Annotated in this window: 29 protein-coding genes; 23 read left to right on the top strand and 6 right to left on the bottom strand. The window is 63.0% G+C overall.

The features are described from left to right. The first annotated feature begins 20 nt into the window (after positions 1-20). The 9 genes from NKI06_RS16685 to NKI06_RS16725 all read left to right on the top strand — a co-directional run bounded on the left by NKI06_RS16685 (position 21) and on the right by NKI06_RS16725 (position 9634). Positions 21-1529: a sugar ABC transporter ATP-binding protein gene (locus NKI06_RS16685; protein ID WP_352500552.1), complete on the top strand. Its 1509-nt coding sequence runs from the start codon at positions 21-23 to the stop codon at positions 1527-1529. A 124-nt stretch (positions 1530-1653) separates the two neighbouring features. Beyond that, positions 1654-2418: an SDR family oxidoreductase gene (locus NKI06_RS16690; RefSeq protein ID WP_352986233.1), complete on the top strand. Its 765-nt coding sequence runs from the start codon at positions 1654-1656 to the stop codon at positions 2416-2418. Next, positions 2396-3214 (top strand): SDR family oxidoreductase, encoded by an 819-nt coding sequence (locus NKI06_RS16695; protein WP_352986235.1) that lies wholly within the window; start codon positions 2396-2398, stop codon positions 3212-3214. Before NKI06_RS16690 ends, NKI06_RS16695 begins: the two co-directional genes overlap by 23 nt. 418 nt (positions 3215-3632) lie before the next feature. Continuing rightward, the gene (locus NKI06_RS16700) at positions 3633-4607 is read left to right on the top strand and encodes an ABC transporter substrate-binding protein (protein WP_023716139.1); all 975 of its coding nucleotides are present in this window, start codon (positions 3633-3635) and stop codon (positions 4605-4607) included. Positions 4608-4677: 70 nt separating this feature from the next. Further along, a complete protein-coding gene (locus tag NKI06_RS16705; RefSeq protein ID WP_023684419.1) occupies positions 4678-5757 on the top strand; it encodes a quaternary amine ABC transporter ATP-binding protein in 1080 nt (359 codons plus the stop codon). After that, entirely contained in the window at positions 5754-7733 is a 1980-nt protein-coding gene (locus NKI06_RS16710; RefSeq protein ID WP_023684420.1) for an ABC transporter permease, read from the top strand. The genes NKI06_RS16705 and NKI06_RS16710 overlap by 4 nt, the downstream gene beginning before the upstream one ends. Before the next feature lie 53 nt (positions 7734-7786). Continuing rightward, entirely contained in the window at positions 7787-8542 is a 756-nt protein-coding gene (locus NKI06_RS16715) for a hypothetical protein (protein WP_352986237.1), read from the top strand. Between the two features lie 4 nt (positions 8543-8546). Beyond that, positions 8547-8684 carry a hypothetical protein gene (locus NKI06_RS16720; RefSeq protein ID WP_352986238.1) on the top strand — a complete coding sequence of 46 codons (138 nt, stop codon included), beginning with the start codon at positions 8547-8549 and terminating at the stop codon, positions 8682-8684. A 155-nt stretch (positions 8685-8839) separates the two neighbouring features. After that, on the top strand, positions 8840-9634 hold the full coding sequence (locus tag NKI06_RS16725) for a hypothetical protein (RefSeq protein WP_352986240.1): 795 nt from the start codon (positions 8840-8842) through the stop codon (positions 9632-9634). Positions 9635-9675: 41 nt separating this feature from the next. Here NKI06_RS16725 and NKI06_RS16730 read toward each other — a convergent pair whose 3' ends face one another. Together NKI06_RS16730 and NKI06_RS16735 are read right to left on the bottom strand one after the other, a co-directional pair. Then, the gene (locus NKI06_RS16730) at positions 9676-11034 is read right to left on the bottom strand and encodes a trimethylamine monooxygenase (RefSeq protein ID WP_023668538.1); all 1359 of its coding nucleotides are present in this window, start codon (positions 11032-11034) and stop codon (positions 9676-9678) included. Positions 11035-11122: 88 nt separating this feature from the next. Continuing rightward, complete coding sequence (locus NKI06_RS16735) at positions 11123-11386, bottom strand: hypothetical protein (protein WP_023696625.1); 264 nt, start codon at positions 11384-11386, stop codon at positions 11123-11125. Here NKI06_RS16735 and NKI06_RS16740 point away from each other — a divergent pair. Beyond that, entirely contained in the window at positions 11304-12014 is a 711-nt protein-coding gene (locus tag NKI06_RS16740) for a helix-turn-helix domain-containing protein (protein WP_023740647.1), read from the top strand. The genes NKI06_RS16735 and NKI06_RS16740 overlap by 83 nt on opposite strands. Positions 12015-12168: 154 nt before the next feature. Next, the gene (locus tag NKI06_RS16745) at positions 12169-12540 is read left to right on the top strand and encodes an endonuclease domain-containing protein (protein ID WP_502900595.1); all 372 of its coding nucleotides are present in this window, start codon (positions 12169-12171) and stop codon (positions 12538-12540) included. Between the two features lie 117 nt (positions 12541-12657). Here NKI06_RS16745 and NKI06_RS16750 read toward each other — a convergent pair whose 3' ends face one another. From NKI06_RS16750 to NKI06_RS16765, 4 genes are read right to left on the bottom strand one after another with little or no spacing between them, the layout of a single operon-like run. Further along, complete coding sequence (locus tag NKI06_RS16750) at positions 12658-13698, bottom strand: heme-dependent oxidative N-demethylase family protein (protein WP_352986246.1); 1041 nt, start codon at positions 13696-13698, stop codon at positions 12658-12660. Positions 13699-13707: 9 nt separating this feature from the next. Continuing rightward, positions 13708-14673, bottom strand: a complete 966-nt coding sequence (locus tag NKI06_RS16755; protein WP_352986248.1) for a PDR/VanB family oxidoreductase — start codon at positions 14671-14673, stop codon at positions 13708-13710. Next, positions 14670-15266: a dimethylamine monooxygenase subunit DmmA family protein gene (locus tag NKI06_RS16760; protein ID WP_352986250.1), complete on the bottom strand. Its 597-nt coding sequence runs from the start codon at positions 15264-15266 to the stop codon at positions 14670-14672. Before NKI06_RS16760 ends, NKI06_RS16755 begins: the two co-directional genes overlap by 4 nt. Positions 15267-15308: 42 nt before the next feature. Further along, positions 15309-16442 carry an aminomethyl transferase family protein gene (locus tag NKI06_RS16765; protein WP_352986252.1) on the bottom strand — a complete coding sequence of 378 codons (1134 nt, stop codon included), beginning with the start codon at positions 16440-16442 and terminating at the stop codon, positions 15309-15311. Between the two features lie 281 nt (positions 16443-16723). Here NKI06_RS16765 and NKI06_RS16770 point away from each other — a divergent pair, with 281 nt between their 5' ends. The 12 genes from NKI06_RS16770 (at position 16724) to NKI06_RS16825 (ending at position 26029) form a co-directional block, all read left to right on the top strand. Further along, positions 16724-17011 (top strand): hypothetical protein, encoded by a 288-nt coding sequence (locus tag NKI06_RS16770; RefSeq protein WP_023684429.1) that lies wholly within the window; start codon positions 16724-16726, stop codon positions 17009-17011. Positions 17012-17039: 28 nt separating this feature from the next. Further along, a complete protein-coding gene (locus NKI06_RS16775) occupies positions 17040-17417 on the top strand; it encodes a hypothetical protein (RefSeq protein ID WP_023668545.1) in 378 nt (125 codons plus the stop codon). A gap of 27 nt (positions 17418-17444) precedes the next feature. Next, positions 17445-17606, top strand: a complete 162-nt coding sequence (locus NKI06_RS16780; RefSeq protein ID WP_023735618.1) for a hypothetical protein — start codon at positions 17445-17447, stop codon at positions 17604-17606. Between the two features lie 14 nt (positions 17607-17620). Next, positions 17621-19015, top strand: coding sequence for an APC family permease (locus tag NKI06_RS16785; protein ID WP_023735619.1), 1395 nt, complete (start codon positions 17621-17623; stop codon positions 19013-19015). 42 nt (positions 19016-19057) lie between these two features. Beyond that, positions 19058-19747 (top strand): hypothetical protein, encoded by a 690-nt coding sequence (locus NKI06_RS16790; protein ID WP_352986255.1) that lies wholly within the window; start codon positions 19058-19060, stop codon positions 19745-19747. Then, positions 19744-20061, top strand: a complete 318-nt coding sequence (locus NKI06_RS16795; protein ID WP_352986256.1) for a hypothetical protein — start codon at positions 19744-19746, stop codon at positions 20059-20061. Before NKI06_RS16790 ends, NKI06_RS16795 begins: the two co-directional genes overlap by 4 nt. An 84-nt stretch (positions 20062-20145) precedes the next feature. Next, on the top strand, positions 20146-21042 hold the full coding sequence (locus tag NKI06_RS16800; protein WP_023668550.1) for a class II glutamine amidotransferase: 897 nt from the start codon (positions 20146-20148) through the stop codon (positions 21040-21042). 4 nt (positions 21043-21046) lie between these two features. After that, entirely contained in the window at positions 21047-21775 is a 729-nt protein-coding gene (locus NKI06_RS16805) for a GltB/FmdC/FwdC-like GXGXG domain-containing protein (RefSeq protein WP_352986258.1), read from the top strand. 6 nt (positions 21776-21781) lie between these two features. Further along, entirely contained in the window at positions 21782-23110 is a 1329-nt protein-coding gene (locus NKI06_RS16810) for an FMN-binding glutamate synthase family protein (RefSeq protein WP_023696630.1), read from the top strand. 30 nt (positions 23111-23140) lie between these two features. Further along, positions 23141-24448 (top strand): type III glutamate--ammonia ligase, encoded by a 1308-nt coding sequence (gene glnT / locus NKI06_RS16815; RefSeq protein ID WP_023726360.1) that lies wholly within the window; start codon positions 23141-23143, stop codon positions 24446-24448. A gap of 36 nt (positions 24449-24484) precedes the next feature. Then, positions 24485-25738 carry a sarcosine oxidase subunit beta family protein gene (locus tag NKI06_RS16820; RefSeq protein WP_352986260.1) on the top strand — a complete coding sequence of 418 codons (1254 nt, stop codon included), beginning with the start codon at positions 24485-24487 and terminating at the stop codon, positions 25736-25738. Positions 25739-25753: 15 nt separating this feature from the next. Further along, complete coding sequence (locus tag NKI06_RS16825) at positions 25754-26029, top strand: sarcosine oxidase subunit delta (protein WP_023684437.1); 276 nt, start codon at positions 25754-25756, stop codon at positions 26027-26029. The last annotated feature ends 190 nt before the right edge of the window (positions 26030-26219 follow it).

Here is a 26219-nt window from a genome sequence, read left to right on the forward strand (position 1 = left end):
CCGCTTTAGAGAGCACCACGATGTCTCCTGATCCTCGCCACAGCGAAAGCCCGCACAACGGGCTCTTCGTCAACGGCCTTTGCAAGAGCTACGGACCGGTCCAGGTCCTGGCCGATGCAAGCTTTGAGGTGCGGCCGGGCGAGGTTGTGGCGCTGCTCGGCGAAAACGGCGCCGGCAAGTCGACGGTGTCCAATATCATCGCCGGCTCGACCCGGCCCGACGCGGGCACCATCATCTGGCGGGGGAAGCCCTATTCCCCCGCCTCGCCTGCCGCGGCAATCGATGCCGGTGTGGGCATGATCCATCAGGAACTGAAGCTGCTGCCGGATCTGTCGGTGGCGGAAAACGTCTATGTCGGGCGCCTGCCGATGCGCGGCGGCCGCATCGACCGCGCCGAGATGAACGCCAAGGCCTCGGCGCAGTTGAAGCGGCTTGGCCTCGACGTCTCGCCCGAGCGCAAGGTGGGCACGCTGCGCATCGCCGCCCAGCAACAGGTCGAGATCGCCAAGGCGTTGACGCTCAATGCCGAATTGCTGATCTTCGACGAACCCACCGCAGCGCTCGGCGGCGAGGAAACGGAGCTTTTGTTCCAGCAGATCCGCAAGCTCAAGGCGGAGGGCATGTCCTTCATCTACATCAGCCATCGTCTCGACGAGATCGCGCAGATTGCCGACCGCGTGGTTGTGATGCGCGACGGACGCATCGTCGCCCGCCACGAGCGCGCCGATATTCCCGTGCGCACAGTGGTGGAGCAGATGGTCGGCCGCTCGGTCGAACGGATGTTCCCGCATCTGTCGTCGCCGCGCGAGGAGACGCTGCTCGAGGTCGACAACCTGTCCTCGCCGGAGAAGAGCTTCAACAACGTTTCCTTCTCGGTCAAAGCAGGCGAGATCCTCGGCATTGCCGGGTTGATCGGCGCCGGCCGCACCGAACTGGTGCGGGCGATCGCCGGCGCCGATCCGATCTCGTCGGGCTCGGTGCGCGTTGCCGGCAAACCGGTGCATCTCAGCGGGCCAGCGGCAGCCATCAAGGCCGGCGTCGTGCTGGTGCCGGAAGACCGCAAGGCGCAAGGCGTGGTGCTCGACCAGACCATCGGCGAGAATCTGGCGTTCGGCAATTTCGACCATGTCGCGCCGAAGGGCTGGGTGTTCCCGAAAGCGGTGCAGAAATTCGCCGAGGCCGGCATCTCCCGTCTCGGCGTCAAAGGCAAGCCGAACCAGGCGGTGTCGAAACTGTCCGGCGGCAACCAGCAGAAGGTGATCATCGCCAAATGGGTGTCGCGGCCGCCAAAAGTGTTCATCCTCGACGAGCCGACGCGCGGTATCGATGTCGGCGCGCGTGCGGCGATCTACGACGTGATCGCCGACCTCGCCCGTTCCGGCATGGCGGTGGTGGTGGTGAGCTCCGACCTCGAGGAGGTGCTGGGTCTGTCGCACCGGGTGCTGGTGCTGAGCCGCGGCCGCCAGCGCGGCATTCTCGGCCGCAGCGAGGCCAGCAATGTCGCGGTGATGGAACTCGCCACGAGCTGAGGACAGGAGTCGGAACAAAGCGCAGCAGGTGGTATCCTCCCAAGGACCGGACCGCGCGGGGCGCCAGCAAAGACTGGCGCCCCTTCATTTCAGGCGGCCGGCAGTTGGAGCAGAGGGACCGACGATGAAACTATTCGATCTTCACGGAGACGTGGCACTGGTGACCGGCGCCGGCAGCGGCATCGGGCAAGCGATCGCCATTGGACTGGCCGAAGCCGGCGCCGATGTCGTGTGTTTCGGCCACACCTCAAAGGGCGGGCTGGACGAGACCGCGCACAGGATTTCGGCACTTGGCCGCAAGGCACTGGTGCTAACCGGCACGGTGACGTCTGAGGCTGACCTTGCAGCGGCGATCGAGCGCACCGAAAAAGAACTCGGCGCACTGACAATTGCTGTCAACAATGCCGGCATTGCCGGTGCGGAGGCGGCCGAGACGCTGCCGCTGGAGAAGTGGCAGAAAATCTACGACGTGAATGTCAGCGGCGTGTTCCTGTCCTGCCAGGCCGAAGCGCGCGCCATGCTGACGCGGCGCAAGGGCTCGATCATCAACATCGCCTCGATGTCGGGTTCGATCGTCAATCGCGGCCTGACCCAGGCGCATTACAATTCGTCAAAGGCGGCGGTCATCCACATGTCGAAAAGCCTCGCCATGGAATGGGCCGATCGCGGCCTGCGCGTCAATGTGGTGAGCCCAGGCTACACGCTGACGCCGATGAACAAGCGGCCGGAGGTCGCCGAACAGATCAAGATCTTCGAACGCGACACGCCCATGGGGCGCATGGCGACGCCGGAAGAAATGGTCGGCCCGACCGTGTTCCTGGCCAGCCGCGCCGCGAGTTACGTCACCGGCATCGACCTGATCGTCGATGGCGGCTTTGTCTGCTGGTAGGAGAAGAAAAGTGCAGAAGCGTTTTGAAGGCAAGACTGCGGTCATCACCGGCGCGAGCGGCGGCATCGGCGCGGCGATGGCGAAGCGCTTCGCCGAGGAAGGTGCCGCGGTCGTGGTCAGCGCCATCGATGCCCGCGTCGAGGACGTCGCCGCCGGCCTGAAAGCAGCGGGCGCCAAGGTCGCGTCGATGCGCATGGACGTGACCAGGAAGGATGAGGTTACAGCGCTTTACGATCTCGCCGAGAAGGAATTCGGCCGTGTCGACATTTCGGTGCAGAATGCCGGCGTCATCACCATCGCCCGGATCGAGGCGATGACCGAGGCCGAGTGGGACAAGGTGATGGCCGTCAACACCAAGGGCGTGTTCCTGTGCTGCCAGGAAGCGATCGCGCGCATTCGCAAGCATGGCGACGGCGGCCGGCTGATCAACACGGCATCGGGCCAGGCGCGGCAGGGTTTCATCTACACGCCGCACTATGCGGCGTCGAAGTTCGGCGTCGTCGGCATTACCCAGAGCCTGGCCAAGGAAGTCGCCAAGGAAAAGATCACCGTCAACGCGATCTGCCCCGGCATTATCGACACCGACATGTGGGCTTACAACGACGCCGCCTGGGGCAAGCTGATGGGTGACTACAAGCCCGGCGAGCTGATGGCCGAATGGGTGAAGAACATCCCGATGGGGCGCGCCGGCAGCGGCGAGGACGTGTCCGGCCTGGTCAGCTTTCTCGCCAGCGACGACGCCACCTACATCACCGGCCAAACCATCAATGTCGATGGCGGCCTGATCATGTCGTGAACGTCAGCTCTGGCGGTTGGCAATCGACCAGTCTGAAATTCCGCAGTGCACAGGGCATCAGCCGTTGCGCCGCATGAACGTTGGTATATATAATTTCATCTCATGAAACGGCCTTGGCGAGCTCGCCGGCCGAGACCATGGGACCTTGATGGCTCGCACGTCTGAGAGCGCCGCTGGAGCGGCGATCGATCTGTTGACGATTGCTCACGCAGCAATCCATCCGATGCCATGACGCGGGCCCGCCCGGCATCACATAAACACCAAGTCGAGCAACCATTTCGCCTGCGCAAGTTGCGGCCGCGGCAATGGCATGGTGCGAACGAACTTGCGCAACGACCCGCCTTTCCAACACAATCAAGAAAAGACGCAAGAAGGGAACGGTCAAGAAATTTCCACATGGTTTGACAGGAGAACAAGCATGTCATTTCGCAGTGTGATTTCGAACCTATCAATGGCAGCCCTTGCACTCGCCGCCGCAAGTGCGCTTACATCACCGGTCCACGCAGCAGCACCTGAATCCAACGACCCGATCAAGATCGCGCTGTTCGACTGGACCAGCGTCAACCTCAACGCCAAGATCCTTGGCGGCATCCTCGAAAAGCTTGGCTACACCGTCGAGTATCCCACCGCCGACTACCTCTCCAGCCTGACCACCGGTCTCACCAATGGCGACCTCGATGTCGGCCTGGAGTTCTGGGACACGACGGCCGGCGAAGCGATGAAGGCTTCAGACGCCACCGGCCAGACCGAGCGGCTGGGCAAGCTCGGGCCGAAGGCCAAGGAGGAATGGTGGTTTCCCGAATATATGAAGGAGAAATGCCCCGGCCTGCCCAATTGGGAAGCGCTGAAGGACCCGAAATGCGCCGAGGCGTTCTCGACAGCGGAGACGGCGCCGAAGGGCCGCTATCTCGGCGGCCCGGTAACCTGGGAAGGCTTTGACGACGAGCGCGTCGAGGCGCTGAAGCTGCCCTTCACCGTCATCCATGCCGGCACCGACGCGGCGATGTTCGCCGAGTTGGACTCGGCCTATCAGCGCAAGGCGCCGATCATGCTGTGGATCTATTCGCCGCATTGGGCGCCGGCCAAGTACAAGGGCGAGTGGGTCGAATTCCCGGAGTATACGCCCGAGTGCTACACCGACCCGAAATGGGGCACCAACCCGGATGCCAAATATGATTGCGGCAAACCGCATGGCGAAATCTGGAAATACTCCTGGTCCGGCATGAAGGACAAATGGCCGGTCGCCTACAAGGTGGCCAAGGCGTACACGATCGACACCGATGAGCTCAACAAGATGAGCGGCGAGATCGACCTCGGCGGCAAGACGCCCGAAGATGTCGCCGCCGCCTGGATCGCCGCCCACGAAGCCGACTGGAAAGCCTGGGCGCAGTGATCGCCTGACTGGAAGCCAGACCCGGCCCTAGCGGCCGGGTCTTATCTCCATTTTCCAGAAGGACCATTGGATGACGGAAGCGACTGAACCGCAGGCAACTGGCACGCCGGAGGATGTGCGGCCGATAAAGCTTGCCTGCCGTAATGTCTGGAAACTGTTCGGATCGAACGCGGCCAGCTTCATCCGCGAGCGTGCCGGCAAGGCCAGCATGGCCGATGTCGCTGCCGCCGGACTGGTCGGCGCGGTGCGCGCCGTCGATCTCGAAATCCGCCAGGGCGAGATTTTCATCATCATGGGGCTGTCCGGCTCCGGCAAGTCGACGCTGGTGCGCTGCATGTCGCGGCTGGTCGAGCCGACCTACGGCAAGGTCGAATTCGAAGGCAACGACCTGCTCAAGATTTCCGATGCGGCGCTGATCGAACTGCGGCGTCATCGCATGGGTATGGTGTTCCAGAATTTTGCGCTGCTGCCGCATCTTAACGTGCTCGACAACATTGCCTTTCCCCTGAGCATCCAGGGCCAGGACCGACCGACGCGCGAAGCGAGAGCGCGGGAGGTGATCGATCTCGTGGGCTTACGCGGCCGCGAGCATTTCTATCCGCGCGAACTCTCCGGCGGCCAGCAGCAGCGCGTCGGCATTGCCCGCAGCCTCGCGACCAAGCCGGAGATCTGGTTCCTCGACGAGCCGTTCTCGGCGCTTGACCCATTGATCCGCCGCGAGATGCAGGACGAGCTGATGCGGCTGCAGACCATGCTGCACAAGACCATCGTTTTCATCACCCATGATTTCGACGAGGCGATCAGGCTGGCCGACCGCATCGCCATCATGAAGGACGGCGAGGTCATCCAGATCGGCACACCGGAGCAACTGGTGGTCAATCCGGCGACCGACTATGTCACCGAATTCACCCGGGATGTCGACCGCGCCAAGGTGATTTCGGCGCGCAGCCTGATGCGTGCCCTGGATGGCTCCGAGCATGGCGGCACGGTTTCGCCCGACGCCAGGATCGCCAGCTTCTCGGCCAGCATCGTCGCTTCGGGAAAACCGTTCGCGGTGGTCAACGGCAGCGGCAAGTCGATCGGCGAGGTGACGCCGCAAGCCGTGATCGGACTGCTGGCCGGCATCGACAAGCAAAGAGCCGGCGCATGACGGTGACTGCAAGCGCCAGCCAAACGAGGCCACCGGTTCAGCGCTGGCTGCTGATCTGGGCGCTGGCGCTGGCCGCCGTGCTGGTGGTATTCCTGCTGCAGGAGAGGCTGCCATGGGCGGTCGACTATCCGGCCGATGCGGTCGTTCCCGTCGCCGACTGGGTCAGTGCGCTGATGCGCTGGATCAAGTCGAACTTGTCCTGGCTGACCCGCTCGATCACCGCGGTGCTCGGCGTTCCCCTCGATTTCGCGCTCGACCTGCTGGCCAAGAATTTCAAGATCGGTCACGGTGCCGATGCCTATGTCCTGCCGCGCCTGTCCTGGATCGGCGTCTGCGCCGCCGCGTTCATCGCCGGGCACGCCGCGGGCGGTAGAAAGCTTGGCATGCTGGTCGGCGGCTGCTTCCTCTACACCGCGCTGTTCGGCCAATGGACCAGCGCCATGCTGACGCTGGCGCTGATTTCCATCGCGGTGCCGTTCTGCATCGTCACCGGCCTGTTCGCCGGCATCTGGGCGTGGCGCAAGCCATGGGCCGAGCGGCTGATCATCTCCCCTGCCCTCGATTTGATGCAGACCATCCCGACCTTCGCCTATCTCATCCCGATGCTGCTTTTGTTCGGCAACAGCCCGGTCTCGGCGATGATCGCCACCGCCATCTTCGCCACGCCGCCGATGGTGCGGGCAACGATGCTGGGTCTGTCGCGGGTGCCGTCAGAGATCGATGATTTCTCAGAGATGGCCGGCTGCACGGCGCGGCAGAAATTGTGGCGCGTGCTGCTGCCATCGGCGCGGCCGACGCTGATGGTCGGCGTCAACCAGGTGATCATGCTGGCGCTCAACATGGTCATCATCGCCTCGATGATCGGCGCCGGCGGCCTCGGCTACGACGTGCTGCTGGCGCTGCGTGCGCTGAAGGTCGGCGAAGCGATGGAAGCCGGGCTCGCCATTGTGGCACTCGCCATCGGGCTCGACCGGTTGAGCCAAGCCATCGCCCACGAACAGGCGAAGGGCCACGTTCAACGGCAGGCGAACCAGAGCTTTTGGCGGCGCTATCCCAATCTGTCGCTGGCCATCGCCATCCTGGTCGTGACGACGCTGCTCGGCCTGTTCGTACCGGCATTCGCAGCGGTGCCGAAGGCGATCACCTTCACCACCGCGCCACTGTGGAAGGCGGCGGTCAACTGGGTGACGATCAACTTCTTCGACGTGATCGAAGCGTTTCGCGTGGCGCTCATCCTCAATGTACTGAACCCGCTGCGCGCCTTCTGCGAAGGCTTTCCGTGGCTCGGCGCAGTGGCCCTGCTCGGCCTCGCCGGCTACCAGCTCTCAGGCCTGCGTCTCGCCGCCCTCGTCGCCGCGCTGACCGCCTTCTGCGCCGTCACCGGCCTTTGGGAAAAGACCATGGCGACGGTTTATCTCTGCGGCATCTCGGCCTTCATCGCCTGCCTGATCGGCATTCCGATCGGTCTGATGGCCGCCCGCAGCGACCGCTTCGAAAAGATCGTCACGCCCATCATCGACACGCTGCAGGTGCTGCCGTCCTTCTGCTTCATCATTCCGGTGGTGATGCTGTTCCGCGTCGGCGACGTGACCGCCATGATCGCCACCGTCGCCTTCGCTGTGGTGCCGGCGATCCGCTACACCAATCACGGCATCCGGCAAGTGCCGCCGGCGCTGATCGAGGCGGCGAAGGTTTCCGGCTGCACGCCGCGCCAGACCTTCTTTCGGGTACAATTGCCAATGGCGCTTCCCGAAATCATGCTCGGCGTCAACCAGACGATCCTGATGGCGCTGGCGATGATCATCATCTGCGCCATGGTCGGCACACGCGACCTCGGCCAGGAAGTCTTCATCGCGCTGTCCAAGGCCGATTCCGGACGCGGCATTGTCGCGGGTCTCGCCATCGCTTTCATCGGCATCGTCGCAGACCGGCTGTTCAATGCCTGGACGGCGAAGGCGCGGGCAAGACTAGGATAATTGTTGAATGTCCAATCCCGGCGAACCGCCTTTTTGCCGTACTCGTCTTCGACATGGCCAAGACCGGCGAGCCGGACGGGGAGCACGTAGTTTCGGGGTTTGACACGCTGGAGGCGGCGACGTCCTACGCCATTGCGCGGGTTCGCGCCTCGGTGGAGGAGTTGCGCAAGCCCGGCATCGCCACTGCTGAGCTTCGCCAGCTCTGGCAGCTCTATGGCGAAGACTGTTCGGTGCTGAACGCCGGAGTGCGCGGCAGCGATCTACTCGACGATTTCATTGCGACGCCGGCGACGCCAGCCGAGTGCAACTGGCAGGCGCTGGCGCCCAGGCTGCGCCGCTTCCGCGCCTCGCTGCTGATCTCCAACGGCAACAACGAATCCGTCTGGGCGGGCGGCTTCTTTCGCTCGACCTACAGGCTGACGCGAGACGGCCTCCTCGAGCGCTTTGGCGACGACGCCATTGCCGCCTTCAAAGCCAAGGGGATCGAGCCGGCGGAGCCGACGAAGCTCATGGTCGCCAATTACTTCGAGCTTCCCGACCCGCCCTACCCGCCGCCAGGCTTGACGCTGCGATCCTGGAAGGTCGAGGTCGGTCTTGTCTGCCACGACGTGAAGTTCGGTGGCGACGCCGCCGGAATCTTCGCCTGGCCGCAAGAGCCGACCGACTGGGCGCTCAGAACCATGCAGTTCCTGCTGATGGCCGACATGATGGCCATGCGCGGCGATGGCCCCGACTGGGCCAACGACTGCGAGATACTAACCGCCAAGGTGACCGAGACGGAGGCGCCTCCCGACTATCCGCTGGATTGAAGTGATGATCATCACCTGCCCCGTGGCGGGCACACGCGATCTCGGCCAGGAAGTGTTGATCGCACTGTCCAAAGTCGCGGCATTGTCGCGGGCTGGCAACAACCTGCCATCGACATCATCGCGGTCGGTCGTCGACCCCTGAGCCGCGAAAGCTCAAGCACGGCTCGGATAGAACGGTTTCGCCTCTTCTGGAGTTCGCCTCTTCTGGAAATAGCAGGCCGCGCTCCAGCTCTTGACTTTGACGCATTTTCGCGCGGAAAGCTGCTTCATCCTCGACCAGCCTGAGCTTGCTGCCGAATGCCCGATCAGCGCGAACCGCCTTTTACTGTCGTCGTCTTCGACATGGCCAAGACCGGCGAGCATGTGGTTTCGGGGTTTGAGACGTTGGACGCGGCTACGTCCTACGCGATTGCTCGGGTTCGCGCCTCGGTGGAAGAGCTGCGCAAGCCTGGCATCGCAGCAGCCGAGCTCCGGCGGCACTGGCATATCCGTGGTGAGGATTGCACGGTGCTGAACGCCAATGTGCGCGGCAGCGATCTGCTTGACGATTTCATCGCGACGCCGGGGACACCGGCCGAATGCGACTGGCGGGCGCTGGCGCCACGACTGCGCCGTTTCTACGCCGCTGTGAACGTCTTCAACAACGATGGCAAATCTATCCGGGTCAGCGGCTTTTTCCGCGCGACCTACCGGTTATGGCACGCTGGCCTGCTCGCACGATTTGGCGACGACGCCATCGCCTCCTTCAAAGCCAAAGGCATCACGCCGGCAGTGCCGACGAGAGTCTCGGTCGACCATCACTTCGAGCAGCCCGATCCGCCGCGCCCGCCGCTCAGCGATGTCAGGCCGTTGCTGTCGTGGAAGGTCGAGATCGATTTCGGATGCACCGATGTGAGGTTCGGCGCCAAAACCGACGGCGTCTTCGCCTGGCCCGAGGAGCCGACCGGCCGGGCACTCAACGACATGACACATCTGCTGATGGCTGACAGACTGTCCATGTACGGCACCGGCCCGGAGGGCGCCTATTATAGCGAATTGGTGTGGGTCAAGGTGACGGAGACCGATGCGGCTCCCGACTACCCTCTGAATTGAAACTGGGCCGGTGCCGGCGCATTGTTTTGCATCACGCCGACCTATTCCGCCGCCACGCCCTTCACCTGGAGATAGCTTTCCATCGAGTCGTCCAGCGCCTGCAGCCAGGGCGTATGGTGCAATGGCGCCATGGTGCCGGTCATCAGCGAGCGGTAGGCGTGGTCGCGGAAGCTCATAATGTCTTCCGCCTTGTGGTGCTCCCACTCCATGAAGGTCTGGTTGACCGCCTCGACGTCGAAGCCGGGATAGTCGGTCTGGTCCATCAATTCCTTGGTGTAGTCGCCCTGGAACCAGATCATCTGCTCGGCGTCTTCCAGCGTCTCTTCGCGTGCCCGCCACTTGGCGCCGTGCTCGGCCATCGCCTGTACCGACGGCAGCTTGATACGGCCCATGATGACGTCGCGGGCGAACCAGGCCTGGGCGTCGAACATGTTGAAAGTGTAGAACTGGTCCTGCATGCCGATATAGGACAGTTTCGGGTTCTTCTCCCACACGACGCCCTCATAGAGCCCGTCCGGCCACATGCGATTGGCGGTCTTCAGTTTCAGCTCTTCCGTGAGGAACGGGAAGGAATGCAGGTAGCCGGTGCACAGGATGATGGCGTCGACGTCCTTGGTGGTGCCATCCTTGAAGTGCGCCGTCTTGCCGACGACCTTCTGCAGCAGCGGTACTTCCTTCCAGTTCTCCGGCCATTTGAACCCCATCGGTTTGGAGCGGTAGCTGGAAGTGATCGATCTGGCGCCGTATTTGTAGCACTGCGAGCCGATGTCCTCGGCAGAATAGGAGCGGCCGATGATCAGTATGTCCTTGCCCTTGAACTCCATGGCATCGCGGAAATCATGGCTGTGCAGGATACGGCCGTTGAACGTCGAAAAGCCTTCGAAATAGGGAACGTTGGGAACCGAGAAATGCCCTGAGGCAACGACGACATTGTCGAACTCCTCGGAGTAGGTGACGTCGTTCGTGCGGTCATGCGCGGTGACGGTGAATTTTCTCGTCTCGTCCGAGAAGGTCACCATGCGCACCGGACTGTTGAAGCGCACCCATTTGCGTAGGCCTGATTTCTCGACCCGGCCCTTGATGTAATCCCACAGCACCGCGCGTGGCGGGTAGGAGCCGATGGGACGGCCGAAATGCTCCTCGAATGTGTAGTCGGCGAATTCCAGGCACTCCTTCGGTCCGTTCGACCAGAGGTAGCGGTACATCGAGCCGTGGACGGGGTCGCCATGCTCGTCGAGGCCGGTGCGCCAGGTGTAGTTCCACAGGCCGCCCCAGTCCGACTGCTTTTCGAAGCAGACGATTTCGGGGATCTCGGCGCCCTTGTCGGCAGCCGACTTGAAGGCCCTGAGCTGGGCCAGACCGGATGGCCCCGCTCCAATGACGGCAACGCGCGTTTTCATGGCAGGCCTCCCGGTGTCATTCGATTTTTGGAATTGCTCTTACGAAACAAATTTCACTCACAGGACAGTAATTGCCTCTTGGATGCTGTCAACAGGCCTTGTGGCGAAACCGCGTTTCGCCCCAGCGGATTTCCGGAAAAACCGATGACGGCGCAAATCCGGTGCGGACACCATTCGACTTAACGGGCTTGCTGCGCGGTTGCGTTTCTGTATCGGCACCGAATATGTTCACCTGGAGTGAAATAAAGTCACAGGGATTCGGGGGCGAGATGGCGAAGACAAGTTCCGACTCCAAGACTGCTTCGACAAGGGCAAAGCCACCGGCAAAGGCCTCCGTGGACGGAAAACCCATCCGCGCGCCGCTGACGCAGAATCCGCACGCCATTCGCGACACCCGCGAAAAAGTGCTGGAGGTGGCGATCGGGCGCGAGGTGCGCGCCTTCCGCAAGAAGCTCGGCATCACCGTTGCCGATCTCGCCGTCGCCACTGACATTTCGCTGGGCATGCTGTCGAAGATCGAGAACGGCATCACCTCGCCGTCGCTGACCACACTGCAGGCGCTGTCGAGGGCGCTCGGCGTTCCCGTCACCGCCTTCTTCCGCCGATTCGAGGAAGAGCGCAGCGCCGTCTTCGTCAAGGCCGGCGAAGGCCTCGATGTCGAACGCCGCGGCACCCGCGCCGGCCATCAATACAATCTGCTCGGCCATATCGGCTCCAACACCAGCGGCGTCGTCGTCGAACCCTATCTGATCACACTGACCGAGGATTCGGATGTGTTCCCGACCTTCCAGCATGAGGGCATGGAATTCCTCTATATGCTGGAGGGCGAGGTGGTGTACCGGCACGGCAGCAACCTCTATCCGATGAAGCCCGGCGACAGCCTGTTCTTCGACGCCGATGCGCCGCACGGGCCGGAGCAACTGACGAAACTTCCGATGCGGTATCTGTCGATTATTTGCTATCCGCAGAGCGCGGGGTAGGAGTTCGATCTTCCCTTGATCCTCTCGTGCGGAGATCAGTAGTTTCGCGACGGCCCCTCCTCTGCAACATCGGCGATTGGCGAAAGCCGACGTGACATCCGATCTCCCCACTTGAGGGGGAGATGTCCGGCAGGACAGAGGGGGGCGAACCGCGATGACGCATAATCTGGTTTCCGCCAACAACCGCCGCAATGCGCGCAGAATGCGCAAGCTGATGACCGATGCCGAACTCAAGTTTTGGAACGAGATCAGGGCACACAGGCTGATGGGACTGAAGTTTCGGCGCCAGATGCCTATCGATGGCCATATCGTCGATTTTGCGTGCCCGGACAAAAAGCTGATCATCGAGCTTGATGGTTCCCAGCATGGCCAAGCCGAAACGTCGGAATCGGACGCCGCAAGAACCGCCAAGTTTGAAGCTCTGGGCTGGACGGTCCTGCGCTTCTGGAACGACGATGTCATTCGCGATATCGACAATGTCTGCCAGCATATCGTGATTGTGGCTGGGCTGAGCGGCGCGCCGTGAGCTTCGCCGAAGCGCTGGGATGGACATTGGGCAAGGGCCGGCACTCTACGGCGCCCCCCTCTGCCCTGCCGGGCATCTCCCCCTCTTGGGGGGAGATCAGCAGCTTTGTGGGCAGCTTTAGTCCGGCCCGAACCCCGGTGACGTAGCACTGCCATCATCCAGCTTCGACAGCCATTCGAGCAGCGTCGGCCGATACCGCGTCAGGCCCTTGTAGGTGGCCAGCTCTTCCGGCAAATCCCGGATCACCCGGTGCAGTCGTCTTGCCCATTTCGGCTGTGTCACCAGTTCGTCCGTCTTGATGAGATAGCAGCGGATCGGGAAGACGATGCCGTTCGAGCGCGGCAGGCGCCAGAAGCTTTGCAGTTCGACGCGCAGATGCACCTTGTCGCCGACATTTTCGGGCGTCACCGTCGCGCGGTCCGGGCCCCATTTGTGGTAATTCTCCGGGCTGGTGTCGAGGCGCGGGTTGATGGTCATCGTCCAGTTGAGACGCCGCGCCGGCTTGCCCTGCTGGATGTTGGTGAGGAACTTCAGCGCCCTGACGAAAATCCCCTTCTCATGCGCCAGCGGCACCGGCGCGTGCCATTCGAAGAAATTCATGCCGATGTCGAAATCGAGCGACCAGTCGGCCTGAGTGGTGACCATGCCGGCGTCCATCCAAAGATTGCCGTCGCGCTGATCGAGAATGCAGAAATCACCCTGGCTCTGGCGGGTGATGTACTCCATCGGCCCGTAAGGCAGTGTCGAGGTGTCGCCGAAGGTGAAGGTGTCGTCGATGCCGAGCGGCCGGTTGATCCAGCGCCAGCGGTCGCCGTCGCGGGTCAGGGTGAAATGCTCGGGATAGCCAAGTGCCTGTTGCTCCATCAAAAGTTCGAGCAGGTCCCAGCCGGCCAGCGTCATATGCGGCAGCGACTGGCAGCGCAGCGGATCGTCGGCCAGCACCAGTGCACGGTCCTGCATCTCGGCGACATAGTGCTCGTCGACGTCGATCAGGTTTTCCAGAACGCTGCCCTTGGGGCCGACGACATGCGGCTCGATGTTGACCGCATACATGTAGGCGTCTTCGTGGAACGGGAACGGAAATCGCCTGATGTGTTCCGGGCTGTTCTTGAAGGTGAAATCGTCCCGAAACGTTTCCTTGCGAAAGGTGATGCCCAAGCTCGCCTCCTATCTTTCCAGGACCAGCGACTTGCCTTCGAAGCGCGACACGCACGGCATGATCTTGCAGCCGGAACGATGGTCTTCCTCGCTGAGCCAGTGGTCGTTGTGGATGAACTTGCCGTCATACGAGACGACGTTGGTCTCGCACTGGCCGCAGACACCGCCGCGGCAGAGATAGGGCGGATCGACGCCGGCGGCCTCGATCGCTTCGAGCAGGCTCTGCTGCTCGCCGACGCGGATGGTCTTGCCGCTGACGGCAAGTGTGACGTCGAACGGCAGGCCGGGCTGAGGTGCCGCGAAATGCTCGTAGTGCACGGTCTCCGCCGGCCAGCCGAGAGCCGCAGCGCGCTCGCGCACCCAGTTGATCATGCCGGCCGGGCCGCAGACATAGAGATGGGTGCCGAGCGGCTGCGAGGACAAGAGACGGTCGAGTTCGATGCGCTCGTCGCGGTCGTCGTGATAGAGCCGGACGCGACGGCCATAGCGCTCCTGCAGCACATCGGCATAGGTGCCGAGCGAGGCGGTGCGGCAGGTGTAGTGGAGCTCGAAATTGCCGCCGGACCCGGCGAGCTGCGCGGTCTGCGCCATGAACGGCGTGATACCGATGCCGCCGGCAAGCATCAGATGCTTCTTGGCCCTGAGGTCGAGCGAGAACAGATTGACGGGGTAGCTGACCACCATCTCCAGGCCGGGGTTGACGCTCCGGTGCATGAACAACGAGCCGCCGCGGCCGACATCGTCGCGGCGCACCGAGATGGTGTATTCGCGGGTGTCGAGCGGCGATCCCATGAGCGAATAGGGATTGAGCCTTGTGCGGTCGCCATCGCGCATCTCGACCACGACATGGGCGCCGCCGGAAAAGGTCGGCAAAAGCTCACCGTCACGGCGGCGGAAATGGAAGCGCGTCACCAGTTCGTTGACCGGGACGACGTCGCTGACGACGACATCGAGCTTGGTGGTGCCGGTGCTCATGGGAAGACCTCCTCGATGGGAGGAATCTCCGAGCGATCCTCGGCATTTATGCAGACGCCCTGGAATGCTGCCAGCCGTCGCGAATAATGATCGCGCACCAGAAGCAGCAGGCCGCAATGCGCGCAGGTGGCCGGCTGCGTCGTCACATTTTCGGTGATGCCTTTGCAATGCACGCACTGCATGCGCCGCGCCAATGAGCCGCGATGCTCGGTCTGCATGGAGGTATGATCGATGCCGGCTTCGAGCGCCACCTGCATGGCTTTGCCGATCAGCCCTTCGGTGCCGGCGAGATAGAGGCGCAGGCCCATATGCGCGTTGGCAAGCGTCTGCTTCAGCCGGGGCAGCAGGCTGGCGAAGGTTGGCGCGACATGAAATTGCGCGGACTTCAGTGCCTCAAGAGCGGCAACGTGCTTGCCGTCGGCCCCGGGAATGAAGACGATTTCGGCGCCGTCGAAGAAGCCGGGGGGCGCCGTCCTTGCCATATCGACGATCGCCAGCGCGCCTTCCGCATCCGCCACGAAAAGATGATGCTTGCCGGGCTGCGGGGACAGGGTTCCGTAAATGGGCCGGCTGATGATCGTTTTGGCTGCCATTCTCTACTTCGTACCTCGAAACCCCTCGCTGTCGATTGTGCCTCAGCCTTTCGCCGTGCGCTTGGTCTTTTTGGGATCGTCGAAGGGCAGAGGCTGCGCCGTCGCCCTGATCGAACCGCTCTTGTTGCGGATCTCGAGCTTGGTGTCCTTGACCGCGCAGTCGACGTCGAGGCGGGCGATGCCCATCGATTTCTCGACCAGCGGCGAATACATGGCGCAGGTCACCACGCCGACCTGTTTGCCGTCGTGATAGACCGGTGCGCCTTCGTCGGCCGGTTCCTTGCCGTCGAGCAGAACGCCGTAGATCTTGAAGCGCTCCTTGCCCTTGAGGCGGTAATGCTCTTCGGCGCCACGAAAGCCGGTCTTGCCGGGGCTGACGGTGAAGTCGAGGCCGAGCTCCCACAGCGTGTCGCCGGGGCCTTCGTTCTCGAACGGATATTTCTGCGAGTTGTCATAGGGATAAAACAGCAAATAACTTTCGACGCGCAGCATATCGAGCGTGGTGAAGCGGCACGGAATGATGCCGGCGCTCTTGCCCTCGTCGAGGATCCTGTCCCAGATCGTGCCGGCGTCCTGACCGCGGCAGAATATCTCGTAGCCGCGCTCGCCGGTATAGCCGGTGCGCGAGATCATGACGGGAAGGCCGAACAGCTGCGTCTGCATATGATGGAAATAGTTGAGGTCGCGAATGCCCGGCACATGCTTTGAGAGATAGTCGACCGCGGTCGGGCCCTGCAGCGACAGATCGTGCAGATTGTCGTCGAAGCGCAGCGATACGTCGCGGCCGACGGAAGCGCGCTGCAATTCCTCATGGCCGGTGCCGGAGCCGTGCACCACCATCCAGGCGTTCGGCCCGGTGCGGTAGAGGATGCAGTCGTCGGTGAATTTGCCGGCCTCGTTCAACATGCAGGCATAGGCCGACTTGCCGGGATAGATCTTCTCCACGTCGCGCGTCGTTGCCAGGTCTATGAGGTGTGAGGCGTGCGGCCCGGTGATGTGAACCTTCTTCAGGCCCGACACATCCATCAGCCCGGCCCTGGTGCGGATGGCGGTGTATTCCTCGTCGGCGTCCTTGTCGTAGGTCCAGGCGGTGCCCATGCCGCTCCAGTCTTCGAGCTTCGAGCCTAACGCGCGATGGCGATCCGCCAGGGTCGAAAATCTCCAGGATGCCGTCATCCGCAAATCCTCCGTTCGAAAATTCTATTGTGTTCCCGGCTCCCTGCGCGGAGAGCATTTGGTCGAATATTGATCGCAAACGTCCTGATGCCGCAATACCCGCAAGCAAATAATTTCATTGTCAGGCAAAATTCGCGGCTGGGGACAAACGGTTAACCCAACGTAAAATCGGCTTGACAATTGCTGGATTCGGCCCGAATTTATGAAAAAAATTTCACTCTGTTGAAAGAGGGCAGCGGGCGGCCAATTCGGGGTCGGGCGCTGGAAAAAGGGGAAAACCGATGTCAGACCTGCAGCAGCGCATCGAAGCGCTGTACCGTTCCGACCTGCGCGGATCCGCGCTCCTGATCATCTGCCTTTGGGCGACGATCCTCTTCGTGCTCGTCATGACATGGCCCTACATCCCGGACACCGGGATCAAGATCGTCGTCGCGATCGCGGCGGCCGCCGTGCTGATCTTCAACACGGCCGCGATCCTGGCGATGGTCAATCACTACAAGGAAGACAAGGACTTCATCTACGGTCTCGACATCAAGAACGCCGACGCGGCCCGCAGCCGCAAGTCCTGAAAACAGAACGTCCTGAGGGGTAGAAGACATGTCGCGCTACACGCCGCCGGAACAAGGCAAGGCCGGGCAGATTTTCGATATCGTGGTCGTCGTGGTCGCCATTTTCGTGGCGCTGTGGCTGCCATTGAAACTCGGCCTGGCGGGTGCGGCGAAATCCATCGACGCGCTCGATGCCAAGACCTGGGAAGCGTTGGGACAGAACCCGACCATGGCCTCGATCTGGGAAAAGCTCGGCTATACGCCGGAGACCGCGCACGACATCATCCAGAACCGCTTCCATTACATCATCGACTGGCCGACGCTGATCATCATGGCGGCGGTGCTGATCGGCTATTTCGTCTTCCTGTTCCGCGCCTCCGACCGCGAATATCGCGACGTCATCAACGAAAAGTTCGACGACAAGTAACGCCAGAGATTTTGGGGAAGCACGCTCATGTGGGTCGCACTCTCTTACGCATCGTGGGGCATCTCGATCGTGCTCGCACTGTGGATGCTTTACGACTGGTTCCAGATCGACACGACCTATTCCGAGGAGGTGCTGACCTCCTCGCGCGAAGGCGAACTTGAAGCCGCTTCCGAGAAACACCGGATCTGAGTGGGGATTGAACAATGACGATCGCGCTTGAACCGGCAATACACGGCGACAGGGTTTCACTGCTACGCGTGCTCGGCCCGGCCCATGTCTGGGCGCTAGGCGTCGGCATCGTGCTGGTCGGCGAATTCACCGGCTGGAATTTCTCGGCCGACAAGGGCGGCGCACTGGCGGCGCTGATCGTCTGCTGGGTGGTCGGGCTCTTGTACACTTCGGTCGCCATGATCGACTCCGAGGTGACATCGACGGTTGCCGCCGCCGGCGGCCAATACGCGCAGGCTAAGCACATTGTCGGGCCCCTGATGGCCTTCAACGTCGCGCTGTTCCTGGTCTTTGCCTACACCATGCTGGAGGTTTCGGACGCCATCCTGCTCGGCGACACCATCGTCGCCAAGGCCGGCGTCGAAGGGCTCACCCACAACTCCTTCATTGCCGCCACCATCGTCGTGCTGGCATGGCTGAACTATCGCGGCGTGCTGATGACGCTCAACGTCAACTTCGTCATCACGGCGATAGCCTATGTCTCGATCGTTATCCTGTTCTTCTCGGTCAGCCCCTGGACGCAGGGTGCTGTGCTGAAGCTCAACGAGCTGGTCACCCCCGGCAATGCGCTGCCCTATGGTTGGATCGGCGTCATCGCGGCCTTCCAGTTCGGCATCTGGTACTATCTCGGCATCGAAGGCACCACGCAGGCCGCCGAGGAAGTGCGCTCCCCGGCGCGTTCGCTGCCTTACGGCACCATGGCCGGCATGATCACGCTTTTGATCGCCGCCGCCATGACCTGGTATGTCTGCGCCTCGCTGATGCCCTGGGAGTACCTCGGTATCACCTATTATCCCTTGTGGGACGCCGGCAAGCTGACCGGCAGCCCGCTGCTGGAAAACCTGTTGTTCGTCGCCACGCTGCTCGCGGCACTGGCGTCGGCCAATGGCTGTATCAACGATGCGGCCCGCGCGTGGTTCTCGCTTGGACGCGACCGCTATCTGCCGACATGGTTCTCGGCCGTGCACCCGAAATACCGCACGCCCTATCGCTCGATCCTGTTCCTGTTGCCGATCGCGCTCGCCTTCGCCTTCATAGCCGACCTCAACCAGGCGATCACCTTCTCGATCCTGTCGGGCGTGCTGCAATACACCTTCATGAGCATCAACATCATGATGTTCCGCAAAAAGTGGCCGCTGGGCACGATCCGCCGCGGTTATACGCACCCGTTCCACCCGATCCCGGCGATCGTGCTGTTTTGCCTCTGCGTGGTGACCTTCTTTGCGATCTTCCTCGGCTACGGCACGCAGCTGATCGCCATGGTCGCCTTCTACTTCCTGATCTCGCTGTGGTTCCACTTCTACCGTTACCGCTATGTGCGTCGCGGCGACCAGTTCACCATGCCGTGGCCGAAGCCGCAGGGCTATTGACAGGAGAGGGCCTGCCGGTTTGGGCGGGCATGGCGTGACGAGGTGTCTGACGTGACGACAGCATTGCTGGCCGGGGCGGTCGCCGTGGCTCTCGTCCTGCACCTCGCCTGGCATGCGCGCGCCAGCCGCAAAAAGGCCAAGGCTGATCTTGCAGCCGAGGCAGCCAGTATCCGGACCGTCATCACACATGCCGTTGATGTCTCCGATGGCACAGCCGGCGTTGTCACCTGGGCGGGTTCGTGGAACGGACAGCGCGTGCAGCTGCGCACCATCGTCGACACGCTGGCGACGCGAAAGCTGCCGGCGCGATGGTTGAGTGTCACCATCACAGAGCCGGTTGCGGTGCCGGCGACCTTCGACATGATGATGCGGCCGGGCTCGCCGACGACCTTTTCCAATTTCGACCACCTCCAGCACACACTGCCGAAGGCACCCGGCTTCCCGGCCGAAGCGGTGCTGCGAACCGACCTCAGGGCGGCGCGCTTTCCGCAAAACCTGATCGCCAGCCATCTCGACATTTTTGCCGAAGGCCGCGCCAAGGAACTTTTGATCACACCGAATGGCGTGCGCATCGTCTGGCTGCTGGCCGAGGCCGAGCGGGCGCGCTACGGCGTGTTCCGGCAGGCCGCATTCGGCGGCGCAAGGCTGGATCCAACCCTGGTCGAGAGACTGCTGACCTCAGCATCGGCGCTGCGCGATGCCATCAACCGACAGGAAAGGCAGGTGGCATGAGCGCACCCGCACCGACAAACCCGTATCTGGTGCTCGGCGCTGCCATCGTCTTACCGGCCAGCGGCCACGTCATTCTGGGCGTGCCTGTGCGCGGCCTGCAATTCCTGTTCTTCATGGTGATCCTCGCCTGGGTGACGGCCAAGATCGCGCCGGCCGATGCCAGCTTCGTCGGCCGCCACGCCGGCGGCTTCCTGATCTATGCGCTGTCGATCCTCGATGCCTACAGAATAGCCCGCATCCGCACCGCCACATGGATTCACAGCGCCCGCGACGGCGGCGATAGTGCACAAGGCCGCATCGAGCCGGATACGTAACTACAGGAATATTTTTTTCATATGATTGAATTCGCACGACGCATTCGATACATCATCGTCTAGTGGTAACGCCGGGAGGCTGACATGTGTGGAATCGTCGGACTTTTTCTGAAAGACAAGTCGCTTGAGCCGCAGCTCGGCTCGATGCTGTCGCAGATGCTGATATCGCTCAGCGATCGCGGCCCCGACAGCGCCGGCATCGCCATCTATGGCGCGCCTTCCAGGAATGAAGCCAAGATCACCATCCAGTCCGCGAAGCCCGAGCGCGATTTCCGCGGCCTCGACGCCGAACTCGCCAAGGCCATCGGCGCGCCGGTGAGCATAGCGGTGAAGTCGACGCATGCGGTGCTCAGGACCGCGCCCGACAAGGTCGATGCCGCGCGCGAAGCGCTGCAGTCAATCCGCCCCGACGTGCGCATCATGGGCGCCGGCGAAGCGGTGGAAATCTACAAGGAAGTCGGTCTGCCGGAAGCGGTCGTCGACCGTTTCGACGTCCGCTCGATGACCGGCACGCATGGCATCGGCCATACCCGCATGGCGACGGAATCGGCCGTCACCACGATGGGCGCGCATCCGTTCTCGACCGGCGCCGACCAGTGCCTGGTGCACAATGGCTCGCTGTCCAACCACAACAATGTGCGGCGTGAGCTGGTGCGGGAGGGCATGAAATTCGAGACCGAGAACGACACCGAGGTCGCCGCCGCCTATCTCTCGTCGCAGATGGCGCATGGCAAGAACCTCGGCGAGGCGCTGGAAGGCACGCTGTCCGACCTCGACGGCTTCTTCACCTTCGTCGTCGGCACCAAGAACGGTTTCGGCGTGGTGCGCGATCCGATCGCCTGCAAGCCCGCCGTCATGGCCGAGACCGACCAGTATGTCGCCTTCGGCTCGGAATATCGCGCGCTGACCAAACTGCCCGGCATAGACAATGCGAGGGTCTGGGAACCGGAACCCGCAACCGTCTATTTCTGGGAGCATTGAGCCCATGCCGGCAACCAAACTTTCGAAGGCGGCGCAAGACCAGGCGTCCCGGGTCTTCGATCTCGATGTGTCGTCGCTGCGTGAACTGAACCAGGCGCTGCACAATCTGACGCCCGGCTCCAACGAAACGGCGTGGGAGGTGCTGCACCCCAAGGGCAGCCATTCGGTTGCCGTCGGCGTCGACCAGCCGGTCAGCATCGATGTGCGCGGCAGCGTCGGCTATTATTGCGCCGGCATGAATGACGGCGCCGCGATCACCGTGCACGGCTCGGCCGGCCCCGGTGTCGGCGAAAACATGATGTCGGGTTCGATCGTCATCAAGGGCGACGCCAGCCAGTATGCCGGCGCCACCGGCAAGGGCGGGCTGCTCGTCGTCGAGGGCAACGCGTCCTCGCGCTGCGGCATCTCGATGAAAGGCATCGACATCGTCGTGCACGGCAATATCGGCCACATGTCGGCCTTCATGGCGCAGTCCGGCAATCTGGTGGTGCTGGGCGATGCCGGCGATGCGCTGGGCGATTCCATCTACGAAGCGCGGCTGTTCGTGCGCGGCAAGGTCGAAAGCCTGGGCGCCGACTGCATCGCCAAGGAGATGCGGCCCGAGCATATCGAACTGCTGCAGGGCCTGCTCGACCGCGCCGGCGTCACCGGCGTCAAGCCGTCGGAATTCAAGCGCTACGGCTCGGCGCGCACGCTCTACAATTTCAATATCGACAACGCCGACGCGTATTGAGGCAGCATGACCTACAAGAACCCGCCGACGACGCCGCGCAAATCCGCGACCTTCGACGACTACACGCTTTCCGAAATCCGCCGCGCGGCGGCTACCGGCATCTATGACATCAGGGGCGCCGGCGCCAAGCGCAAGCTGCCGCATTTCGATGACCTGCTGTTCCTCGGCGCGTCGATTTCGCGCTACCCTCTGGAAGGCTATCGCGAACGTTGCGACACCAGCGTCGTGCTCGGCTCGCGTTACGCCAGGAAGCCGATCGAGCTGAAGATCCCGATCACCATTGCCGGCATGAGCTTCGGTTCGCTGTCCGGCCCGGCCAAGGAAGCGCTCGGCCGTGGCGCCACACTCTCAGGCACGTCGACCACCACCGGCGACGGCGGCATGACCGAGGAAGAGCGCGGCCATTCCAAGCAACTGGTCTACCAGTACCTGCCGTCGCGCTACGGCATGAACCCCAGGGATTTGCGCCGCGCCGACGCCATCGAAGTGGTCGTTGGCCAGGGCGCCAAGCCGGGCGGTGGCGGCATGCTGCTTGGCCAGAAAATCTCCGACCGCGTTGCCGAAATGCGCACGCTGCCGAAAGGCATCGACCAGCGTTCGGCCTCGCGCCATCCCGACTGGACCGGGCCGGACGATCTCGAGATCAAGATCCTCGAACTGCGCGAGATCACCGACTGGGAAAAGCCGATCTACGTCAAAGTCGGCGGCGCCCGCCCCTATTATGACACAGCACTTGCGGTGAAGGCCGGCGCCGATGTCGTCGTGGTCGACGGCATGCAGGGCGGCACGGCGGCCACCCAGGAAGTATTCATCGAAAATGTCGGCCAGCCGACGCTTGCCTGCATCAGGCCGGCGGTGCAGGCGCTGCAGGATCTCGGCATGCACCGCAAGGTGCAGCTGATCGTGTCGGGCGGCATCCGCAATGGCGCCGACGTCGCCAAGGCGCTGGCGCTCGGCGTCGACGCGGTGTCGATCGGCACGGCAGCGCTCGTCGCGCTCGGCGACAACGACCCGCGCTGGGAGGCCGAATACAATGCGCTCGGCACCACCGCCGGGGCCTATGACGACTGGCACGAGGGTCGCGACCCCGCGGGCATCACCACGCAGGACCCCGAACTGATGAAGCGGGTTGATCCGGTCGCCGCCGGACGGCGGCTGGCGAACTACCTCAAGGTGATGACGCTGGAGGCGCAGACCATTGCGCGTGCCTGCGGCAAGAACAGCCTGCACAATCTCGAGCCCGAGGATCTCGTAGCCCTCACCATCGAAGCCGCCGCCATGGCCGGCGTGCCGCTGGCCGGCACCAACTGGATACCGGGGAAAAACGGCTTCTAAAAAACACATCAAAATAAGCGAGGAACTATAATGGGGAACGATCTCGCCGCATTCGCCAAAGAGAACGGCGTCAAATATTTCATGATTTCCTACACCGACCTGTTCGGCGGCCAGCGCGCCAAGCTGGTGCCGGCGCAGGCGATCGCCGACATGCAGAAGGACGGCGCCGGCTTCGCCGGTTTCGCCACTTGGCTCGACCTCACGCCGGCGCATCCTGATATGCTGGCGGTGCCGGATCCGGATTCGGTGATCCAGCTGCCGTGGAAGCCCGAGGTCGCCTGGGTCGCCGCCAACTGCATCATGGACGACAAGGAGGTCGAGCAGGCGCCGCGCAACACGCTGCGCCGGCTGATTGCGGAAGCCGCCACTGACGGTATGCATGTCAAGACCGGCGTCGAGGCTGAGTTCTTCCTGATCTCGCCGGACGGCAGCGTCATCTCCGACAAATACGACACGGCTTCAAAACCCTGCTACGACCAGCAAGCGGTGATGCGCCGCTACGATGTCATCGCCGAGATCTGCGATCATATGCTGGCGCTGGGCTGGAGCCCCTACCAGAACGACCATGAGGACGCCAACGGCCAGTTCGAGATGAACTGGGCCTTCGACGATGTGCTGGCGACCGCCGACAAGCACTCGTTCTTCAAGTTCATGGTCAAGTCGGTGGCGGAAAAGCACGGCCTGCGCGCGACCTTCATGCCTAAGCCCTTCCAGGGCCTGACCGGCAATGGCTGCCACGCCCATATTTCGGTGTGGGACAAGGCCGGCAAGGTCAACGTCTTTGCCGACAATGCGATGGAGCTCGGCCTGTCGGCCAAGGGCAAGAATTTCCTTGGCGGCATCATGAAACATGCCTCGGCGCTGGCCGCCATTACCAACCCGACGGTGAACTCCTACAAACGCATCAACGCGCCGCGCACCATTTCGGGCGCCACCTGGGCTCCGAACACGGTGACCTGGACCGGAAACAACCGCACCCACATGGTGCGCGTGCCCGGCCCTGGCCGCTTCGAGCTGCGGTTGCCGGACGGCGCCGCAAACCCTTATCTGCTGCAGGCCGTCATCATTGCCGCCGGTCTCGACGGCATCCGCTCCAAGGCCGATCCCGGCAAGCGCTACGACATCGACATGTACCAGAACGGCCACACGGTGAAAGGCGCGCCGAAGCTGCCGCTCAATCTGCTCGACGCGCTTCGCGAATACGACAAGGACAAATCGCTCAAGGCGGCGCTGGGTGAGGAATTCTCGTCGGCTTATCTAAAGCTGAAGCACCAGGAATGGAATTCCTATGCTTCGCACTTCACGCAATGGGAGCGCGACCACACGCTGGACATATAATCGTCCCAGCTGTGCGAGCGACCTCGGAATGACCTGATGAAATATTCGATCTTCTCGCTCGCCCGTGCTGCCCTTTCCGGCCACAAGAATTGGCAGCGCACCTGGCGCGATGCGGCGCCCAAGGACCACTACGATGTGGTGATCATCGGCGGCGGCGGCCATGGGCTCGCCACCGCCTGGTTCCTCGCCAGCGAGTTCGGCATCAGAAACGTCGCCGTGCTGGAAAAGGGCTGGATCGGCTCCGGCAATGCCGGCCGCAACACCACCATCATCCGTTCCAATTACGGCCTGCCCGGCAATACCGGCTTCTACGAGCTTTCGATGAAGCTTTGGGAGCGGATGGAGCAGGACCTCAACTATAACGCCATGGTCAGCCAGCGCGGCGTCCTCAACCTCTATCATTCCGACGCGCAGCGCGACGCTTATGCGCGGCGCGGCAACACCATGCGCATCAATGGCATCGATGCCGAACTGCTCGACCAGGCGGCGCTGAAGAAGATGCTGCCGTTCCTGAATTTCGACCATGCGCGCTTTCCCGTGCAGGGCGGCCTCCTGCAGCGCCGCGGCGGCACCGCGCGGCATGACGCGGTGGTCTGGGGCTATGCCCATGCGGCGAGCGAACTCGGCGTCGACATCATCCAGAACTGCGAGGTCACCGGCTTTGTCCGGGACGGCAACGGCAAGGTGACTGGCGTCGAGACGTCGCGCGGCAAGATCGGCGCCGGCAAGGTCGGCATGGCAGTCGCCGGGTCATCGTCGCGTGTCGCAGCGATGGCGGGCATGCGCCTGCCGATCGAAAGCCATGTGCTGCAAGCTTTCGTCTCGGAGGCGATCAAGCCGCTCATCCCCGGCGTCATGACCTTCGGCGCCGGGCATTTCTATGTCAGCCAGTCGGACAAGGGCGGGCTGGTCTTCGGCGGCGACATCGATGGCTACAATTCCTACGCCCAGCGCGGCAATTTGCCTGTCATGGAAGATGTCTGCGAAGGCGGCATGGCGCTGATCCCGATGATCGGCCGCGTGCGGCTTCTGCGCCAGTGGGGCGGCATCATGGACATGTCGATGGATGGCTCGCCGATCATCGACAAGACACCGGTCGACGGGCTCTACCTCAACGCCGGCTGGTGTTATGGCGGCTTCAAGGCGACGCCCGGTTCCGGCTTCGTCTTTGCCCATCTTCTGACGCGTGACGAAACGCACAAGGAGGCGGCGCTGTTTCGGCTCGACCGCTTCCAGCGCGGCGCCATGATCGACGAAAAGGGCCAAGGCGCCCAACCGAACCTGCATTGAGGCGGCCGGAACAAGATGCGTATCACCTGTCCTTTCTGCGGCGAACGCGAACTCGGCGAGTTCAGCTATCTCGGCGATGCCAAGCCTGTACGGCCGGCGGCGGATGCCGGCGAAGATGCCGTCTACGACTATGTCTATCTGCGCGACAACATCGCCGGCGTGATGGCAGAGAACTGGTATCACGGCGGTGGCTGCCGGGCCTGGCTGAAGGTCACCCGCAACACGCTGACGCACGAGATCTCGGCGGTGGAACCGGCGGCGGGGGCTGGTGCGAGCCAGGTGGAGACATGAGCTATTCTGTCGAGACCACAGCCGTCGCGAAAAGCGCCAGCCCCCTACCTCCCCCTTGCGGGGAGGTCGGACCGCAGGTCCGGGTGGGGGTCGGTGCCGCGGGGCCCCCCCCCCCCGGGGGGGGGGGCCCCCCCCCCCCCGGACGGGGGGGGGGGGGGGGGGGGGCGGGGGGCGGGCGCGCCGGGGGGGG

The sequence above is a fragment of the Mesorhizobium sp. M0772 genome, from assembly GCF_040320135.1.
GTDB lineage: Bacteria > Pseudomonadota > Alphaproteobacteria > Rhizobiales > Rhizobiaceae > Mesorhizobium.

Bases quoted from the DNA above. Each gene is read 5' to 3' on its own strand.
- NKI06_RS16685 (WP_352500552.1), top strand. From the start codon at position 21: ATGTCTCCTGATCCTCGCCACAGCGAAAGCCCGCACAACGGGCTCTTC.
- NKI06_RS16690 (WP_352986233.1), top strand. From the start codon at position 1,654: ATGAAACTATTCGATCTTCACGGAGACGTGGCACTGGTGACCGGCGCC.
- NKI06_RS16695 (WP_352986235.1), top strand. From the start codon at position 2,396: ATGGCGGCTTTGTCTGCTGGTAGGAGAAGAAAAGTGCAGAAGCGTTTT.
- NKI06_RS16700 (WP_023716139.1), top strand. From the start codon at position 3,633: ATGTCATTTCGCAGTGTGATTTCGAACCTATCAATGGCAGCCCTTGCA.
- NKI06_RS16705 (WP_023684419.1), top strand. From the start codon at position 4,678: ATGACGGAAGCGACTGAACCGCAGGCAACTGGCACGCCGGAGGATGTG.
- NKI06_RS16710 (WP_023684420.1), top strand. From the start codon at position 5,754: ATGACGGTGACTGCAAGCGCCAGCCAAACGAGGCCACCGGTTCAGCGC.
- NKI06_RS16715 (WP_352986237.1), top strand. From the start codon at position 7,787: ATGGCCAAGACCGGCGAGCCGGACGGGGAGCACGTAGTTTCGGGGTTT.
- NKI06_RS16720 (WP_352986238.1), top strand. From the start codon at position 8,547: ATGATCATCACCTGCCCCGTGGCGGGCACACGCGATCTCGGCCAGGAA.
- NKI06_RS16725 (WP_352986240.1), top strand. From the start codon at position 8,840: ATGCCCGATCAGCGCGAACCGCCTTTTACTGTCGTCGTCTTCGACATG.
- NKI06_RS16730 (WP_023668538.1), bottom strand. From the start codon at position 11,034: ATGAAAACGCGCGTTGCCGTCATTGGAGCGGGGCCATCCGGTCTGGCC.
- NKI06_RS16740 (WP_023740647.1), top strand. From the start codon at position 11,304: ATGGCGAAGACAAGTTCCGACTCCAAGACTGCTTCGACAAGGGCAAAG.
- NKI06_RS16735 (WP_023696625.1), bottom strand. From the start codon at position 11,386: ATGGGTTTTCCGTCCACGGAGGCCTTTGCCGGTGGCTTTGCCCTTGTC.
- NKI06_RS16745 (WP_502900595.1), top strand. From the start codon at position 12,169: ATGACGCATAATCTGGTTTCCGCCAACAACCGCCGCAATGCGCGCAGA.
- NKI06_RS16755 (WP_352986248.1), bottom strand. From the start codon at position 14,673: ATGAGCACCGGCACCACCAAGCTCGATGTCGTCGTCAGCGACGTCGTC.
- NKI06_RS16760 (WP_352986250.1), bottom strand. From the start codon at position 15,266: ATGGCAGCCAAAACGATCATCAGCCGGCCCATTTACGGAACCCTGTCC.
- NKI06_RS16765 (WP_352986252.1), bottom strand. From the start codon at position 16,442: ATGACGGCATCCTGGAGATTTTCGACCCTGGCGGATCGCCATCGCGCG.
- NKI06_RS16770 (WP_023684429.1), top strand. From the start codon at position 16,724: ATGTCAGACCTGCAGCAGCGCATCGAAGCGCTGTACCGTTCCGACCTG.
- NKI06_RS16775 (WP_023668545.1), top strand. From the start codon at position 17,040: ATGTCGCGCTACACGCCGCCGGAACAAGGCAAGGCCGGGCAGATTTTC.
- NKI06_RS16780 (WP_023735618.1), top strand. From the start codon at position 17,445: ATGTGGGTCGCACTCTCTTACGCATCGTGGGGCATCTCGATCGTGCTC.
- NKI06_RS16785 (WP_023735619.1), top strand. From the start codon at position 17,621: ATGACGATCGCGCTTGAACCGGCAATACACGGCGACAGGGTTTCACTG.
- NKI06_RS16795 (WP_352986256.1), top strand. From the start codon at position 19,744: ATGAGCGCACCCGCACCGACAAACCCGTATCTGGTGCTCGGCGCTGCC.
- NKI06_RS16800 (WP_023668550.1), top strand. From the start codon at position 20,146: ATGTGTGGAATCGTCGGACTTTTTCTGAAAGACAAGTCGCTTGAGCCG.
- NKI06_RS16805 (WP_352986258.1), top strand. From the start codon at position 21,047: ATGCCGGCAACCAAACTTTCGAAGGCGGCGCAAGACCAGGCGTCCCGG.
- NKI06_RS16810 (WP_023696630.1), top strand. From the start codon at position 21,782: ATGACCTACAAGAACCCGCCGACGACGCCGCGCAAATCCGCGACCTTC.
- glnT (WP_023726360.1), top strand. From the start codon at position 23,141: ATGGGGAACGATCTCGCCGCATTCGCCAAAGAGAACGGCGTCAAATAT.
- NKI06_RS16820 (WP_352986260.1), top strand. From the start codon at position 24,485: ATGAAATATTCGATCTTCTCGCTCGCCCGTGCTGCCCTTTCCGGCCAC.
- NKI06_RS16825 (WP_023684437.1), top strand. From the start codon at position 25,754: ATGCGTATCACCTGTCCTTTCTGCGGCGAACGCGAACTCGGCGAGTTC.